The organism is Ruegeria sp. D4, assembly GCF_056534475.1.
Genome location: NZ_JBQFPJ010000006.1, coordinates 193,781 through 210,660 on the forward strand (window position 1 = coordinate 193,781; position 16,880 = coordinate 210,660).

General features: G+C 62.3%; 16 protein-coding genes. 10 read left to right on the plus strand and 6 right to left on the minus strand.

What is annotated here, in order from left to right; genetic code table 11:
• Positions 1-109: 109 nt before the first annotated feature.
• The 4 genes from ACR0MI_RS11330 to aspS all read left to right on the plus strand — a co-directional run bounded on the left by ACR0MI_RS11330 (position 110) and on the right by aspS (position 4,362).
• Positions 110-1,237 carry an aminodeoxychorismate synthase component I gene (locus ACR0MI_RS11330; protein ID WP_170619550.1) on the plus strand — a complete coding sequence of 376 codons (1,128 nt, stop codon included), beginning with the start codon at positions 110-112 and terminating at the stop codon, positions 1,235-1,237.
• Positions 1,192-1,839, plus strand: coding sequence for an aminotransferase class IV family protein (locus tag ACR0MI_RS11335; protein ID WP_170614725.1), 648 nt, complete (start codon positions 1,192-1,194; stop codon positions 1,837-1,839). Before ACR0MI_RS11330 ends, ACR0MI_RS11335 begins: the two co-directional genes overlap by 46 nt.
• On the plus strand, positions 1,836-2,507 hold the full coding sequence (locus ACR0MI_RS11340) for a CPBP family intramembrane glutamic endopeptidase (protein WP_480441894.1): 672 nt from the start codon (positions 1,836-1,838) through the stop codon (positions 2,505-2,507). The genes ACR0MI_RS11335 and ACR0MI_RS11340 overlap by 4 nt, the downstream gene beginning before the upstream one ends.
• Positions 2,508-2,586: 79 nt before the next feature.
• Complete coding sequence (gene aspS, locus ACR0MI_RS11345; RefSeq protein ID WP_170614724.1) at positions 2,587-4,362, plus strand: aspartate--tRNA ligase; 1,776 nt, start codon at positions 2,587-2,589, stop codon at positions 4,360-4,362.
• Between the two features lie 346 nt (positions 4,363-4,708).
• Here aspS and ACR0MI_RS11350 read toward each other — a convergent pair whose 3' ends face one another.
• Complete coding sequence (locus tag ACR0MI_RS11350) at positions 4,709-5,428, minus strand: response regulator (RefSeq protein ID WP_170614723.1); 720 nt, start codon at positions 5,426-5,428, stop codon at positions 4,709-4,711.
• 151 nt (positions 5,429-5,579) lie between these two features.
• On the opposite strand from ACR0MI_RS11350, the gene ACR0MI_RS11355 reads away from it, so the two are divergent.
• A complete protein-coding gene (locus ACR0MI_RS11355) occupies positions 5,580-6,554 on the plus strand; it encodes a 2-dehydropantoate 2-reductase (RefSeq protein WP_170614722.1) in 975 nt (324 codons plus the stop codon).
• A 6-nt stretch (positions 6,555-6,560) separates the two neighbouring features.
• Here ACR0MI_RS11355 and ACR0MI_RS11360 read toward each other — a convergent pair whose 3' ends face one another.
• The 3 genes from ACR0MI_RS11360 to hrpB all read right to left on the minus strand — a co-directional run bounded on the left by ACR0MI_RS11360 (position 6,561) and on the right by hrpB (position 11,213).
• Positions 6,561-8,039 (minus strand): inorganic phosphate transporter, encoded by a 1,479-nt coding sequence (locus ACR0MI_RS11360; protein WP_170614721.1) that lies wholly within the window; start codon positions 8,037-8,039, stop codon positions 6,561-6,563.
• Between the two features lie 90 nt (positions 8,040-8,129).
• Positions 8,130-8,588: an NUDIX hydrolase gene (locus tag ACR0MI_RS11365; RefSeq protein ID WP_170614720.1), complete on the minus strand. Its 459-nt coding sequence runs from the start codon at positions 8,586-8,588 to the stop codon at positions 8,130-8,132.
• Positions 8,589-8,765: 177 nt separating this feature from the next.
• On the minus strand, positions 8,766-11,213 hold the full coding sequence (gene hrpB / locus ACR0MI_RS11370) for an ATP-dependent helicase HrpB (RefSeq protein WP_170817186.1): 2,448 nt from the start codon (positions 11,211-11,213) through the stop codon (positions 8,766-8,768).
• Between the two features lie 123 nt (positions 11,214-11,336).
• On the opposite strand from hrpB, the gene meaB reads away from it, so the two are divergent.
• The 5 genes from meaB to ACR0MI_RS11395 all read left to right on the plus strand — a co-directional run bounded on the left by meaB (position 11,337) and on the right by ACR0MI_RS11395 (position 15,388).
• Complete coding sequence (gene meaB, locus ACR0MI_RS11375; RefSeq protein WP_170614718.1) at positions 11,337-12,314, plus strand: methylmalonyl Co-A mutase-associated GTPase MeaB; 978 nt, start codon at positions 11,337-11,339, stop codon at positions 12,312-12,314.
• Between the two features lie 165 nt (positions 12,315-12,479).
• Positions 12,480-13,616, plus strand: a complete 1,137-nt coding sequence (locus ACR0MI_RS11380) for a Hint domain-containing protein (RefSeq protein ID WP_170614717.1) — start codon at positions 12,480-12,482, stop codon at positions 13,614-13,616.
• A 222-nt stretch (positions 13,617-13,838) separates the two neighbouring features.
• The gene (rpmB, locus tag ACR0MI_RS11385) at positions 13,839-14,126 is read left to right on the plus strand and encodes a 50S ribosomal protein L28 (RefSeq protein ID WP_170614716.1); all 288 of its coding nucleotides are present in this window, start codon (positions 13,839-13,841) and stop codon (positions 14,124-14,126) included.
• A gap of 397 nt (positions 14,127-14,523) precedes the next feature.
• Positions 14,524-14,874 (plus strand): hypothetical protein, encoded by a 351-nt coding sequence (locus ACR0MI_RS11390; protein WP_170614715.1) that lies wholly within the window; start codon positions 14,524-14,526, stop codon positions 14,872-14,874.
• Positions 14,875-14,914: 40 nt separating this feature from the next.
• A complete protein-coding gene (locus ACR0MI_RS11395; protein WP_170614714.1) occupies positions 14,915-15,388 on the plus strand; it encodes a copper chaperone PCu(A)C in 474 nt (157 codons plus the stop codon).
• Between the two features lie 98 nt (positions 15,389-15,486).
• On the opposite strand, the gene ACR0MI_RS11400 is transcribed toward ACR0MI_RS11395, so the two are convergent.
• Both ACR0MI_RS11400 and ACR0MI_RS11405 read right to left on the minus strand, forming a co-directional pair.
• Entirely contained in the window at positions 15,487-16,095 is a 609-nt protein-coding gene (locus tag ACR0MI_RS11400) for a DUF308 domain-containing protein (protein ID WP_170817187.1), read from the minus strand.
• Between the two features lie 61 nt (positions 16,096-16,156).
• Positions 16,157-16,852: an NAD-dependent deacylase gene (locus ACR0MI_RS11405; RefSeq protein ID WP_170614712.1), complete on the minus strand. Its 696-nt coding sequence runs from the start codon at positions 16,850-16,852 to the stop codon at positions 16,157-16,159.
• Between the last annotated feature and the right edge of the window lie 28 nt (positions 16,853-16,880).

Genomic DNA, 16,880 nt, shown 5'->3' on the forward strand with positions numbered 1-16,880 from the left:
GACCGCGCCAAAAGGTTCAAGGGGGATCGGAAACAGGGATGAAATTGCCGCTTTCCCCTCTTTCCCTTACCGCCGTATTCTCTATACCGCGCAGCACGGTAAATTGAGGATGCACGTGCGAATTCGTTTCGATCAGGGGCCAGCCGGACCCGGAACCAGTTTCGACCGACCAGCCAGAGTGATCCGCGTGGACAGGGCGGAGGACGTGCCCCAGGCGATGGCGGCGCTGGATTCGGCGCGCGCTGACGGTGCATGGCTGGCAGGCTACGCCAGTTACGAGCTTGGATATGTTTTAGAGCCGCGCCTTAACGACCGCCTGCCGGAAGATCGCCGCCTGCCGCTTCTGTGTTTTGGCGTTTATGACGCGCCCACACAACGTGATCTTCCCGCCGCCGCCGGCGGGGTGACCGGTTTTCAGCCACGCTGGGATGAGGCCCGGTATACCCGCGCCTTTCGACAGGTTCATGACGCGATCGGGGCCGGGGATATCTATCAGGCCAATCTGACCTTTCCGATCGATCTGACGGTCGAAGGCGACAGCGCCGCGCTATACGCGGCCCTTGCAGCAGGCCAGCCTGTCGGCCATGGCGCGTTGATCGAGCAAGACGATCTGCCCGATCTGCTCAGCCGCTCGCCCGAGCTGTTTTTCCGCACCGACGCCGACCGCGGGATCGAAACCCGCCCGATGAAAGGCACTCAGCCTCGCAGCGAGGACATGGCGGAAGACGCCCGCCGCCGCGCATTCCTGTCGACCGACGACAAGAACCGCGCCGAGAACCTGATGATCGTTGATCTGCTGCGCAACGATATCAGCCGCGTCGCCTTGCCCGGATCGGTCCGGGTGCCCGAACTGTTCAAGGTCGAAACCTACGCCACCGTCCATCAGATGGTCTCGCTGGTGCAGGCGCAACTTCATATGGGCGCGGAATTGTCCGATATCCTCACGGCACTTTTTCCCTGTGGCTCGATCACCGGCGCGCCCAAAATCCGCGCGATGGAGATCTTGTCCGACCTCGAACTCTGGCCGCGCGACATTTATTGCGGCACAATCGGCTGGGCAGCGCCGGACGGACGGTCGGAATTCAACGTAGCGATCCGTACGCTGATGGTGGAAAACGGCGCTGCCACGCTGAATGTCGGCGGCGGCGTCGTCTGGGACAGCACCGCCCCGTCCGAATATGAGGAAGCGCTATGGAAAGCCCGCTTTGCCCGCCAGCCGAGACTGACTTCCGCCTGATTGAAACACTGGCCTACCGGCCGGGGCAGGGGATGATCCGGCTGGATCTTCATCTGAACCGGATGCAGCGCACAGCAAACGCCCTGCACCTGCCGTTTTCCCCGGACGACGCACAATCGGCGCTGCAGACCATAACGGGCGATACCCCGCTCCGGTGTCGTTTGACGATGGACGTGTCAGGCCGTTTCGAGGTGACCACCGGGGTGTTGGCCGACAATCCTGCGGTCTGGCGGATTGCCGTGGCCGAAACACGGCTGTCTTCGTCGGATATCTGGTTGCGGCACAAGACCACGCAACGCGAAACCTATGACATCGCCCGGGCCTCGTTGCCTGCCGGAACGGATGAGCTGATTTTCCTCAACGAACTGGACGAGCTGTGCGAGGGCACCATAACGAACCTGTTCATCGAAACCTCGCGGGGCCAGCACCTGACACCGGCACTGACCTGCGGTCTTCTGCCGGGCATTCTGCGGCAGCAGCTTCTGGAAACAGGAAAAGCCACTCAGGCGGTCCTTACCCTGGCCGATCTGCGCAACGCCCGGAACCTCTGGGTCGGCAATTCCCTTCGCGGCCTGATCCCGGCTGAACTGGTGCAGCATTGAGCGCGTTTGGCGAATGGGCCCTTCCGCCGACAACCCGTGTCCGGCTCTGGCTGGAGTTCGGATTGTTCTTCGTCGCGGTCCCGGTCCTGATTGCCGTCCTTTTCCCGCCGAACTGGATGTTTCCGATGCTGTTCATCTTCACGGCAATCGGGATCGTTCTGTTGCACAACACGCCCGGCTTTTCATGGGCCGAACTACGCTGGAACTGGCACAACTGGTCCTGGGCCGAACTGTTGGTGTTCATCTTCGCCATGGCCCTGTTCTGCTCGATCCTGGTGTTGTGGACACGGCAGGACGCAGCGTTCTACCTGCTGCTCCACCGGCCCGAGTTTCTGGCCCTCATCTGGCTCGGGTATCCGCTGGCCTCGGCCCTGCCGCAGGAGCTGCTTTTCCGGCCTCTGTTCTTTCGCCGCTATCACGGGATCCTGCCGGACGGCCGCGCGGCCTATCTTCTCAATGCCGCGCTGTTTTCACTGGCGCACCTGATGTATTGGAGCTGGATTGTCGCCCTCATGACCTTAGGCGGCGGGCTGCTGTTCACCTGGGCCTACCGCAAGCGCGGATCGTTTTTCTACGCGGTGCTGTTGCACGCGATTGCGGGCAATATCATCTTCGCGGCCGGGCTGGGCATCTATTTCTACTCGGGCAACGTGCAAAGGCCGTTTTGACGACGCGACCCGCCTTGACTTTCCAAGCCCGACGGGGTGTATCGGCGCGACGAATTCTGCGCCCGAAGGGATATGATCCATGCACGCCTACCGCAGCCACACCTGCGCCGCTCTGACCGCCGCCAATGTCGGTGAAACCGTCCGCCTGTCCGGCTGGGTGCATCGGGTCCGAGATCACGGCGGCGTGCTGTTCATCGATCTGCGCGACCATTTCGGCGTAACCCAGGTGCTGTGCGACGGCGACAGCGCCGCCTTTACGGCCCTAGAAAAGGTGCGCTCCGAGTGGTGCATCCGCATCGACGGCACCGTCAAGGCGCGTGATGCCGAACTAGTGAACCCGAAATTGCCGACCGGCGAGATCGAGGTATATGTCCGCGAACTCGAAGTGCTGGGCGCCGCCGAAGAACTGCCGCTGATGGTTTTCGGCGATCAGGAATACCCAGAGGAAACCCGCCTGCGCTATCGCTATCTGGACCTGCGCCGCGAGGCCATGCAGCAGAACATGACCCTGCGCTCGGACGTTGTCGCCTCGATGCGCAAGCGTATGTGGGATCAGGGCTTCCGCGAGTATCAGACGCCAATCATCACCGCCTCGTCGCCCGAAGGCGCGCGCGACTTCCTGGTGCCCTCGCGCCTGCATCCGGGCAAGTTCTACGCCCTGCCGCAGGCCCCGCAGCAGTTCAAGCAGCTGATCATGGTGTCGGGCTTTGACAAGTATTTCCAGATCGCGCCGTGCTTTCGCGACGAAGACCCGCGCGCCGACCGCTCGCCCACCGATTTCTACCAGCTCGACCTCGAGATGTCGTTTGTCGAGCAGCAGGACGTGTTCGATACCATCCAACCCGTTCTGACCGGCGTGTTCGAAGAATTCGGCGGTGGTCGCAAGGTCGATCAGGACTGGCCGCAGATTTCCTACAAGGACTCGGCCCTGTGGTACGGCACCGACAAGCCCGACCTGCGCAATCCTATCAAAATGCAAGTGGTCTCCGACCATTTCCGCGGATCTGGCTTCGCGATATTCGCGAAGCTGCTCGAGCAGGAAGGCACCGAAATCCGCGCCATCCCTGCGCCGAATGGTGGCAGCCGAAAGTTCTGTGACCGTATGAACGCCTTTGCCCAGAAAGAAGGTCTGCCCGGTATGGGCTACATCTTCTGGCGCGATCAGGGCGAAGGCATGGAGGCCGCCGGCCCGCTGGCCAAGAACATCGGCCACGAGCGGACCGAGGCGATCCGTCAGCAGTTGGGTCTGGGTGTCGGCGATGCGGCTTTCTTCCTGGGCGGCAAGCCGAAAGCCTTTGAAAAGGTTGCAGGCAAAGGGCGCGACGTGATCGGCGAAGAACTGAACCTGACCGAGAAGGACCGTTTTGCCTTTGCCTGGATCGTGGATTTCCCGATCTACGAGCAGGACGAGGAAACCGGTGCGATCGATTTTGAGCACAACCCGTTCTCGATGCCCCAAGGCGGGATGGAGGCGCTGAACGGCAATCCGTTGGACGTGCGCGGCTATCAGTACGATCTGGCCTGCAACGGCTATGAACTGGTTTCGGGCGCGATCCGGAACCACAAACCCGAAATCATGCTGAAGGCCTTTGAACTGGCCGGTTATGGTGAGGACGAAGTCAAATCCCGCTTCGGTGCCCTGTTCAATGCCTTCCATTACGGCGCGCCGCCGCACGGTGGCTGTGCTGCCGGTATCGACCGGATCGTTATGCTGCTGGCCGATGAGGCCAACATCCGCGAGGTCATGATGTTCCCGATGAACCAACGCGCCGAGGATCTGATGATGGACGCCCCGTCCGATCCGACCTCGGATCAGCTTATGGAACTGGGCTTGCGCCTCATTCCGCAGGAGTGATCCGGTAACGCCCGCCTTGCGCGGGCGGTTGCCCTGACGGGCCGTTTCCGGGATCGCGCCATAGGCCCCGCGCATCGATACGCGCTGACCGGTGATGCAATCCCTTAATCCACACGAACCCACCTCATTTGGCGCAAGGCGTGAATTGCCTTTCCCCTCGGCATCCTGGCCTCACCACTCACGCAGGGGTCTGACCGGACGACGATCAGCCGCTCAGCCAGCGGATCAGTCAAGCGGGTTTTCCAGATGCTGCCGGTTGTTTCGAATACTTCGCGCCGCCGTGCGCGTCTGCCGGTAGGCCCATAGAAACAGCAGCGTGGCCGTGATGAAATACGCCGTGACCATGTCAGATCGCCTCCCGCTGTTGTAAGCGGGACTGAACGATACCGGCCACCTGCGCCGCCCGCGCGGTCACAGGCGCACCCGCAGCCCGGGACGCGGCCAGCTTTTGCGCGGCGTCTGCCAGCACCGTGTCTTCCGCATCGCGGGCCACGCCGGTCAGAAATTGCGCGGCATAGTCCAGTGTCCGGTGGTCGTTTGGCCCGGCCAGAACGTCGGCGATATGGGCCATGTCGTCCTGATAGGCCATCGGATCGGGGCGTATGACCTCATCCTGGATGGCATGCAGTCCGCCGGGGCGGCGATCTTCGGGCAGCAACTCCAGAATGGTGCGCTGGAAACAGGCCAGAGAGTTCAGGGGCTTGTTCAGAAAACCGTCTGCACCGGCCTGCATTGCCAGTTGCTCGGCACAGTCATCGCCGGACAGACCCAATATGACGCCGATCCGGGGCGAGGCCTCGTTAAGTTCGGCAATCAGGTCCGCCCCGGGCCCGTCGGGCAGCCCCATGTCCACCAGAATGACCGATGGGCGATAGATCTTCAGATGACGCCGCGCAGATGTCAGACAGTCCGCCCGCCGGATCCGCGCGCCGCTGTGCAGACACATCAGCCGGATCGCATCGCAGGCATAACGGCTGTCCTCGACAACCAGAATGGTTTGCCCCAAAAGCGGGCGCGTGGCGGTGGGCAAAGGGCGTGTGGCCTCGAAAGGGTTCGAATCGTCCATGGCAGACCTCCTGATCAGCAGATGCCTCACGCTAGGATCTCCTGGCTAACACAGGGTTAATTTTGCACTGCACGCCAGAGGCAAACACTGGCCGTTTCCCGTCGGCTCGTGCTACCAAACCTTCTGACCCGCCAACGGCAGGAGGGCCGTCATGAACATCGTCATTGCCGGAGCCGGCAGCATCGGGTGCTATTGCGGCGCGTTACTGGCTGATGCGGGGCATCAGGTCACCTTGCTGGGTCGCGCCCGAATTCTGGACCCGATCCGGGGGCAGGGCCTGACGGTGACCGATTTCTCGGGCCTGCATCGTCACATCGCGCCGGACAGATTGACCCTGAGCGAAGACCCGGCCTGCCTGTCCCGGGCCGGGATCGTGATTGTGTCGGTCAAAACGGGCGCCACGGCGGATCTGGCGGCGGATATCGCCCGCTTTGCCCCGACAAGCGCACCGATTTTGTCGTGGCAAAATGGTATGGAAAACGCTCGCATCCTGCGTGCAGCCTTGCCGGGGTACGATGTGCGCGCCGGAATGGTGCCATTCAACGTTGTGCCGACAGAACCCGCCTGTTTTCACCGGGCGACCTCCGGCGATATCATAGTCGAAAGCGGAACGGGCGCATTGGGCCAGACGCTGGGCAGCGCGGATTTGCCGGTGTCTGAAAGTGACGATATTCAGGCGGTGCAATGGGGCAAACTGGTCATCAATCTAAACAACGCCCTGAATGCCCTGTCCGGCCTGACCCTGCGTGAACAGCTCATGAACCGGGCGTGGCGGCGTTTGATGGCCGAGCAGATGGGTGAGGCACTGCGTGTGCTGAAAGCCGCCGGTCATCCCGTCGCGTCGACCACGCCGCTTCCGGCGTGGATGACGCCATATGTTTTGCGCCTGCCAACACCGCTTTTTACCCGGATTGCATCCCGGATGCTGACCATTGACCCCAGCGCACGCACATCCATGGCCTATGATCTGGCGGCACGCAGGCCGACGGAAATCGACAGTTTGCAGGGCGAGATCGTTCGCATCGCCAACGAAGCCGGCACTTCGGCGCCGCTATGCGAAAAAGTGCGGTACCTGATCGAAAGAGCCCCCGCCGAGCCTTTGACACCGGACCGGATCCGGGCTTGAGACAGCTCAGGAAAACGCCGTCAGCACCCAGAAGATCACCGCAGACATTGCCGCTGCCGCAGGCACTGTAATAACCCATGCCGCCACAATGGTCATGAAATGCGACCGGCGTACCAGCTTGCGGCGTTGGTACTCTTCAGGTGCCAGCTGCAACTCGGACGAGCGCCGGCGGTTGGTAACTTTCCGTCGGCGGTCCGAGTGCCACTCGCGGTAGAAGCCAACCCCGAAAACCGCGCCCACAGCAATGTGGGTCGAGCTGACGGGCAGGCCCAGCCAACTGGCGAAGATTACCGTAATGGCTGCCGACAGGGCCACGCAGAATGCGCGCATCGGGTTCAGTTTGGTGATCTGGCTTCCGACCATGCGGATCAGCTTGGGGCCGAACAGGAACAGGCCAAACGAAATGCCGAAGGCCCCGATGACCATCACCCATGTGGGAATGGACACCTTGGCCGAGAAATCTCCGAACTCTGCCGCGTGCACAATCGCCGCAAGCGGGCCAACCGCGTTGGCGACGTCATTGGCACCGTGGGCAAAACTCAGAAACGTGGCCGAAATCACCAGAGGCAACCCGAACAGGGTTTTCAGCGACCGGGTGCGGTTCTCGAGACCTTCGGACTTTCGACGCACCCAAGGCACGGTAACCGCCCAGACCAGCAGGGCTGCGGCCAGACCGATCAGCAGGGCGTATTCCAGATCGATCTTCACGATCCGCTTCAGGCCCTTGACGGACAGATAGGTGGCAAATGCCCCCGCCATGACCGCGACGAGGATCGGAACCCAAAAACGGGCAGCGGCAATCTTGTCGTCCTGATACTGGATCTTGGCCTTGATCAACGCCAGGAAACAGGCGGCGATTGCGCCACCCAGCACCGGTGAAATGACCCAGCTGGCGGCAATGGCGCCCATGGTGCCCCAGCTCACCGCGCTCAGCCCGGCCGCCGCAATTCCGGCGCCCATGACGCCGCCGACCACCGAATGGGTCGTGGACACCGGCGCGCCGATCCAGGTGGCCAGGTTGACCCACATGGCCGATGAAATCAGCGCTGCCATCATCGCCCATATGAAGACGTTGTTGTTTTGCACCGACATCGGATCGATGATGCCTTTCGAGATGGTCGAAACCACATCGCCGCCGGCCAACAAAGCTCCGGCGCTTTCGGCCACGGCGGCGATCAGGATCGCACCGCCCATGGTCAGAGCGTTGGCACCTACCGCAGGGCCCATATTGTTGGCCACGTCATTGGCGCCGATATTGATCGCCATATAGGCCCCGAACCCTGCGGCCGCGACCACGATCAGACTGCCATCGGCCTGACCGAACAGTACCGCTGCGGACAAACCGGCCAGCGCGATGAAGGCCAGCGCGATCCCCGGGGCCAGCAACGGCCGCGCCACATGCGCATTCGCATGCTCGAGCCGTGAAATACGGTGAAGGTCGCTGTCCAGTGCGCGCCAGCGGGATTTGGTCTGCGATTCTGACATCTGTTTGGGCCGTTAGGGATTTGGATGCAGGCCGCTAACGGTTTTCGGAAGGTTGGGCAACCGACATGTCATCAATTTTACGTTTTACTGTTACAAATGCAGCAGCAAATCGCGCAATTCCGGCTCGTTCACACGTTCCGCGGCCACTTTGGGCGACACCCAGCACCGCTGACGCTCATGCGCCTCGGGGTATTGATCCGACAGTTCCGTCACCGGTATGCGGTAGACATTTGTCCGGACCGCCTGGGATGTGCCGTCCTTCAGGATCTTGTCATAGGTGAAATGCCCGATCGGTGTTTTGTCGAAAGAAGTGGCCCGCACGCCGGCCTCTTCCCACGCTTCCTGCAAAGCGGTCTCGGCCCCGTCGAGGCCGTCAATCGGCCAGCCCTTGGGAATGACCCACCTTTTGGTTTCGCGGCTGGTGATCAGCAGAACATCCTCACCGGTTTCGGTTCTGCGTGTGCAAAGCGCGGCAAACTGCACCCGTTCCGGGCGCTGAAACAGAGGTTTGCCGACCTCGTTCCAGAGCTTTTGTAGCTTGTTTTTCATGTGTTCGCGTCAGTTTCCATAACCTGCATTAGGCAGATATCATTTAGGAACCTAACGGAGTGTTTTCAACGAGCTTTCATTTCCGGAAAGTGTTGCCGCTCCGACTCTACCACGTGCTCACGCACACCCGGTGGCGGTCACGAAAATTCACTGAAAATCCCGCGCGGGGAGCTGTCTTCACTTGTGGCGCCTGTTGGCGCGAAGGGTCGGGTCGGCCTGAGTCGGATCTTCCGGCCAGGGGTGTTTGGGATATTGCGCCCGCATATCCTTGCGCACATCCGCATAGGACCCCGCCCAGAAACCCGGCAAATCGCGCGTGATCTGGATCGGACGCTGTGCCGGCGACAGCAGGGTGATCTTCAACGGTTCATCCCCGATGACCGGGTGGCGCGTCACTCCGAACATTTCCTGCAACCGGACCGAGATTTCGGGCACCGCCCCGCCATAGTCGATCGGAATTTTCCGACCCAGCGGCGTCTCGAACGATCCTGGTGCGCGGCGGTCCAGCTCCTGCGTCTGCGTCCAGTCCAGTCGCCCCCGCAGGGCAGGCAACAGATCGAAGCGTTTCCAGTCTTCTGCATTGCGCACGCCCGCCAACATCGGCAGCAACCAGCTTTCCAGATCCGCCAGCAGCCCTTCGACCGAGAAGTCCGGCAGGTCCACCCCTCCGGCCCGGACCAGTTCCACCCGGGAAGCAAGCCGGGCGGCGGCCCCGTCCAGACGCAACCCCAGATCGCGTACACCGTCCAACATGGCGCGCGCCACCTGTTCTGCGGGCACGTCCTTCCAGATCCTGTCGTCCAGAGCGATCGCCCCGAACCTTTCCTGCTGGCGGGCCACGACCCTGCGTTCGCGCCTGGACCAGTCGCAACTGTCGATCCATGCGATCTGATCGATGAACAGGTCGCGGATGTCCCGCTCGGTGATCTGCACCGCCATTCGCACGCGGGCCTCACGCGGGTTTCCGTCCGTATCGATCACCACCAGATAGGGTGCGGCGGCCAGCGTGTCGCCATTGTCCAGCACAACACCCTTGCCGCCTGAAAGGACATAGCGTGGTACGTTCCCCTTGCGCCGCTGACCGACGCGGTCGGGATAGGCCAGCGCCGCCATGGTCGCAGGGGACAATTCACCAGCCCCGCCGGACTGCGCCCGCAACCGCCTGGTTTCGCCCTTGATGCGCTCCACAACACTCATGTTCACCGGCCAGACCCGATTGCGTTGGAACGCGCGTGGATCTCGTAACGCTTCAAGCCGAAGGGACAGATCGGCTGGCGCGCCCTTCAACGGATCCCGTTCGGCCATCAACGCCGCCAGCGGCGCGGCGTCAGCACCCGCGTGCACCAGCATGTGCCCCAACCGAGGGTGCAGGGGCAGCGCCGCAAGCGCCCGCCCGTGATCAGTGATCCGCCCACGGGCATCCAGCGCACCCAGCATCGCCAACAGTGCCCGCGCTTCGGACATGGCCCCCTCGGGTGGTGGCGTCAGAAATGCCAGATCGCCCGGTTCGGCCCCCCACAATGCCAGTTCCAGCGCCAGACCGGTCAGGTCCGCCGCCTCGATCTCGGCGGGCGGGTAGGCGGCCAATGCGCCATCCTCGCCTTTCGACCACAGCCGATAGCACAGGCCTTCGGCGACACGACCGGCTCGGCCCGCGCGTTGCGTGGCCTCGGCCCGCGTGACCCGTTCGGTCACCAGCCGGGACATGCCCGATCCGGCATCGAACCGCGCCCGTCGCGCCTGTCCCATGTCGACCACCACCCGTATGTCGGGGATGGTCAGAGAGGTTTCGGCAATTGATGTTGCCAGCACCACCTTGCGCCCCTGATCAACTGGCGCAATTGCGGCGCGCTGGGCGGCAAAGGGCATTGTCCCGAACAAGGGCCGTACCACGCAGTCGCCGGGCAACCGCCCCGACAAGGCCGACTCGGCGCGCCGGATTTCACCTTCGCCCGGCAGAAACACCAGCATCCCGCCGCCTGCCGGGCGGCTGTCACGCTCAGCCCGCACGACCAGATCGACCAGCGCATCCAGCCGTCGTGCCTGCGCGCTCAAAGGCCGGTCCAGCCAGCGTGTTTCAACCGGGTAGCTGCGCCCTTCTGACGTCACCAGGGGGGCATCCATCAGCTGCCCCACCGGTTCTGCATCCAGTGTCGCCGACATCGCCAGCAGGATCAGGTCGTCCCGCAGCGCAGCCGTGACCTCAAGACACAGGGCCAGACCCAGATCAGCATTCAGGGACCGTTCGTGGAATTCATCGAAAATCACCGCGCCAATACCCGGCAGGTCGGGTTCGGACTGCAGCATCCGGGTCAGAATACCTTCGGTCACAACCTTGATCCGGGTCGTTTTCGAGACTTTGGCATCGCCGCGCACCCGATAGCCCACGGTCTGGCCTGCGCGCTCTCCCAGGGTTTCGGCCATGCGCTCGGCCGCCGCCCGCGCAGCCAGACGCCGGGGTTCCAGCATCACGATCCTGCCATCGCACAGACCGGCGTCGAGCATCGCCAGAGGCACCCGGGTGGTTTTGCCCGCGCCGGGCGGGGCCTGCAACACGGCACGGCCCCGCGCCTTCAGCGCTGAGATCAGATCGGGCAGGGCATCATCTATCGGCAGTCGGGTCATGCCGCCTTATCCCCAATGGCACCGCCAAGGTCCAGAACGCGTGCGCCGAAACCCTGCCGCGGGTACTGGACAAACCCGGCCCCACTCCGTCATCTAGGGCAAATTTCGACGAGGGACCCATCCATGAACACCGCCGAGCTTGGGGACAGAATTCTGCAGGGCGACCGCCGCGCGCTGGCACGCGCCATCACGCTGGTAGAAAGCCGCCGCGCCGATCACCGGGCGCAGGCCGCCGAATTGCTATCCCATCTGGCAACAGCGGATCGGCAATCGCTGCGCATCGGCCTTTCGGGGACGCCGGGTGTCGGCAAATCCACCTTCATCGAAAGCTTTGGCATGATGCTGACGGAGCAGGGGCTGCGCGTCGCGGTTCTGGCGGTCGACCCCAGTTCGGCCCGCTCGGGCGGCTCGATTCTGGGCGACAAGACCCGGATGGAACGGCTGAGCCGCGAGAAGAACGCTTTTATCCGCCCGTCCCCCAGCCAAAGCCACCTGGGCGGTGTTGCCCGCCGCACGCGCGAGGCGATTGCCCTGTGCGAAGCGGCCGGCTTTGACGTGGTGCTGATCGAAACCGTGGGCGTCGGCCAGTCCGAGACCGTGGTTTCGGAAATGTCCGATCTGTTCCTGCTGCTGCTTGCGCCCGCAGGCGGCGACGAATTGCAGGGCGTCAAGCGCGGCATCATGGAAATGGCCGACATGATTCTGGTCAACAAGGCCGACGGCGACCTGAAGGCCACCGCCACCCGCACCTGCGCCGATTATGCCGGTGCGCTGCGCCTGCTGCGCAAACGTCCGCAGGACCCCGAAGGTTTTCCGAAAGCGATGACCGTCTCGGCGGTCGAGGAACATGGACTGGAACAGGCCTGGGACGAGATGCAATCCCTCACCCAATGGCGCCGCGACAACGGTCATTGGCACGCGAACCGGGCTGCGCAGGCCCGCTTCTGGTTCGATCAGGAGGTGCGCCATGCCCTTCTGGCGCAGCTTGACGCACCCGAAATCCGCGCCGAGATGGAGCGGCTGAGCGCCGAGGTCGGTTCGGGCAATATCAGCCCCACCGCAGCGGCGGATCGTATGCTCGGCACCCTATCCGGGCATTAGGTCCGGGCCGGAATTCCGGCAAAGGTGGTGCGATTCCATCTGATGTTGTATTAGATATGAATACTTAACGGGATCCGGGCGCTCGGGCGCTCGTCCCTCAAGGTGGCACATGTTGAGGCCGCAGGGCAGGAGCCAGACTGAACAGATCAACGGGAACTGTCGATCATGCCCAATATCAATGGCACCAACGGTGCCGACAACATCGACGTCACCAATAACAACGGCACCCTGAACGGCACGCCGCAGGGTTCACCGATCGACAATATCCGTGGGCGGCAGGGCAATGACGTCATCAACGTCTCGAACAGCACGGTCGTGGGTGATGTGCGCGGCAATGCCGGAAGCGATGACATCACCATCACGGGCAGCACCATCGGCGGCACGCTGGCGGCCGGCGGAGCAGGCGACACGGTCACCGTCCGTGGGTCGGACGTTTCCAACATCCGCCTGGGCGGCGGCAATGATACGCTCGATTTCCAAAGCACCAATGTGTCCGGCGATATACGCGGTGGCAGCGGAACCGATACGCTGAACCTGCCTACGGGCACGGTCATCACCGACAACACATTTGGCACCATCACGGTTGTGGCCGGGACCGGCTATTCGTTGTCCAGTGGCACGTTCACCCTGCCGTCGGGCAGTACCGTCACCTATTCCACCTTCGAAAACGGAGCCGGTGTTCCCTGCTTTACCCGCGACACGGAAATTCAGACCGAACACGGACCCGTGCCCATCCAGAACCTGCGCACGGGCGACAGAATTCCCACTGGCGGCCACGGGCTGCAGCCCATTCGCTGGATCGGTCGCCGCCGCATGGGCGCAAAGATTCTTGCCGCCAACCCCAAACTCCGGCCCGTCCGGATCCACGCCGGAGCCCTGGGCGGCGGGTTGCCGCAGCAGGATCTGTTGGTCTCCCGGCAGCACCGCATGGTGGTGCGGTCGAAAATCGCGATGCGCATGTTCGGCGCGCCCGAGGTGCTAATCCCCGCGATCAAGCTGACGCAACTGCCGGGTATCCATGTTGATGACACGCTGGCTGAGGTTGAGTATTTTCACCTGCTCTTTGACCGGCACGAGATCATCTTCGCCGAAGACGCCCCCACCGAAAGCCTTTTCACCGGACCCGAAGCGCTCAAGACCCTCAGCGATGCGGCGCGCGAGGAGATTTTCGCCATTTTCCCGGAACTGGCGGACGTGACACATGAGACTGATCCCGCCCGTTTCATTCCGCGCGGGCCGCAACAGGCCCGGCTGGTCGCGCGCCACTTGCGCAACAACAAGCCCCTGCTTCTGAACCCGTGATCCGGGCAGCAAGGATTGCGATTATTGCCCGAAACGGATGTCCCGGTCGGACATCGCGGATTACCTCCGAAGGTGTCGGAAAGAATTCGCAGCATCCGTCTTGACCCTTCCGCCGATTCCCACTACACGCATCCAACCAGTTTTCGGGCGCGACTTCGGGTTGCGCCCCTTGTGATTTGGCCGCAGGCAGTAGCCCGGCCTCCAGAAACAAAGGAAGAAACCATGTCGCGCCGTTGCGAACTGACCGGAAAAGGCCCGATGACTGGCAACAATGTCAGCCACGCCAATAACAAAACCAAGCGTCGCTTTCTGCCGAACCTGAACGACGTTACTCTGCAGTCCGAAACACTGGGCCGTGGCGTCAAGCTGCGCATCTCGGCTGCTGCTCTGCGTTCGGTTGACCACCGCGGTGGTCTGGACGCGTTCCTGGCCAAGGCCAAAGACGATGAGCTGTCGGCAAACGCGCTGAAAGTGAAAAAGGAAATCGCCAAGGCACAAGCCTCGGCCTGATCTTTTTCACAGCAAGAGTTTTGGCCCTGCACCCGCCCGGTGCGGGGCCTTTTTCTTGGCCTGATTGCAAACTGTTCCTCAAAGAGAAATAGTTTTATTCTCTTTCGTGAAATTGTTCACAGACGCCCATCGGTGGCAAGTCTATTGTCTGACTCGCAATTCCGGTGGAGATTGTGGATATGTCGTTAAAATCGTTTTACTTTTTCTCTCTGTTGGCTACCGTTTGCGCCAGAACCTTTGCGGCCTGCACGCGGATGCAGAGACGGGTGAACCATCTTCACACCAGCCTGACCAAAAGCCAAGTCCGTCGTAACGGCGTGGATACCTGACGCGAAGAAAAGGACGCAGGCGAATGCCCTTGTGACGCGCGCGAAAGCGGGCGTATATCGCGGATAAGATGAGATCCGTATTCAAGCAAAATCTGGCTCTGGCCATTTCCCTGCTCGTCATTCTGACCGGGCAGGGGGTGGCTGTGTCGCGGGGGATGGACCGCGCCGTTGGTCAGATGGTGCTGTGCACCGGAACCGGCCCGGTTGTCGTCTACATGGACGAAGACGGCCAGCCCACCAAAGCCCCGCATTACTGCCCTGACTACGCCCTGAGCCTTCTGGGGGCGTTGGCGGCGGCGCAACCCGAGTTGCCTGCTGCTCCGCGCCTTTCGCAACCGGCCCCATTGCCGTTGGCCGAAAACCTCGTCGCCCGGACGCTGCCGCGCAAACCGGCCCGCGCGCCTCCTTTTCTGATCTGATTCCAAACCAGTTTTCAGATCAAATCAAAGGAGAGGCACAATGTCCTTCAAATCCACCCTGTTCGCCACCATCGCCACCGTAGCCATGGCCACTACCGCATTTGCCCAGGACCTGATCCTGGTCGAAGGCGCCTATGCCAGATCTTCGGGCAAATCGGCCAAGGCGGGCGCAGCTTTCATGATGATCCGGAATGACAGCGGTCAGGATGACCGTCTGATCGGTGTGACGTCGGATGTGGCGGCACGGGTCGAGCTTCATACCCACGAGGTAGACGAAAACGGCGTCGCCAAGATGATGCATGTCGAGGAAGGCTTTGCCATCCCCGCGGGCGAGGTCCACATGCTGAAACGCGGCGGCGATCACGTGATGTTCATGGGCCTGAAGCAGCCGTTCGAACAGGGTGCAACCGTTCCTGTCACCCTGATTTTCGAACAGGCCGGTGAAGTCACGGTCGAGGTCCCGGTCGATCTCGAGCGTCAGGATCAGGGCGGCCACGGCTCGCATTCCAACTGAACCAACGCCCGTCTTCAGGCCGCTCTGCGGCCGTCATCCATGCGTCAGGCCGGGGCTTTAGCCCGGCCTGTTGCCCTTTGGCGGTCCGGGTATGTTTGCTATCTGTTGACGACTCGCATGGCGATCCGGTCATGGGTCCGTTTGAACCGGGCCGTCAGCCAGAACATTACGGCGGCAAATGCCAGCGCGGAAAACGCGATTGCCCATCCCAGCGCCACCAACCCGCTGCCGGGCCAGAACATCAGAAACAAACCGATCAGAATGGCGATGATTCCGGAATTGCGCAGGGTCGGCCCTGCCGGGTCCATCTCGTGCATCTGCCGCCACGTCATGACGGATCCGATCCCGACAATCAGCGCCCAGGCCCCAAGCAGGAAGAAGGCAAGCCGGGCGGTTCCTTCGGGCCAGATCAGCAGTATAAGACCAATCAGTACGGCGCCGATGCCAAACCCGCCAATCAGCCCGCGCCGCCCGAACCCCAGCAACGTCAGCCCGCCATCGAGAATCAGCAACAGACCGACCAGTTGCAACAGAACCGTGATGCTGCCGGTCGGCCAGAACAGGGCTGCAAGCCCAAGTGCGGCGGCCATCAGCCCACGCAGCAGGAATGTCCACCAAAGATTGGCGAGCTTGTCACCAAGCGCGTCCCGACCTGCAAATGTGCCGTCTTCCAGAACTTCACCGCTCCGGGTCTGATTTTCCTCCATCGGGGTCTCCTGTTTTCGGGTCTTATTCCAATACGCGTGAACCCGATTGTAACGGATGTCATCAGGTCCGATCCAGCAGCCGATCCACCCACCCGGGCACGATCTGTGTGGCCGGGCCAAATACCGTCTCATCAAAATGGGACGCTCCGGAGGACGGTTCAAGGTTCAGCTCGATCGTCTGCGCCCCTGCGGCCTGCGCCTCGTGCACAAAAGCCGCCGCAGGATAAACCTGACCCGATGTGCCGATGGCGGCAAAGATCGCGGCGTCGGCCAGATGATCATAGATGTCGTCCATGAAATAGGGCATCTCGCCAAACCAGACGACGTCGGGGCGGGCGGTTGGATGGTCACAGGCGGGACAACGTTCGCCCACTACCATTTCCGTCGGGGCCTGCCAGCGATGGTTGCAGGCCGAGCACAATGCGCCGGCCAGAGTGCCATGCATATGGATGACCCCTTTGGCCCCGCCCGCCTCATGCAAGCCGTCAACATTCTGGGTCACGATGACCACGTCTCCGCGCCAATCCCGCTGCAGCCGTGCCAAGGCTTCATGCGCCGCGTTTGGCTGCACCTGCGCGGCCTGTTTTCTGCGGGCATTGTAGAACCCGTGGACCAGCGCGGGATCGCGGGCAAAACCTTCGGGCGTGGCCACATCTTCGATGCGGTGCTGCGCCCATAATCCGCCTTCATCGCGAAACGTGCTCAACCCGCTTTCGGCTGAAATTCCGGCTCCGGTCAGAATGACGATCTTTCCCATGTCTCCTCCGCGCGCTAAACCTTGGCTT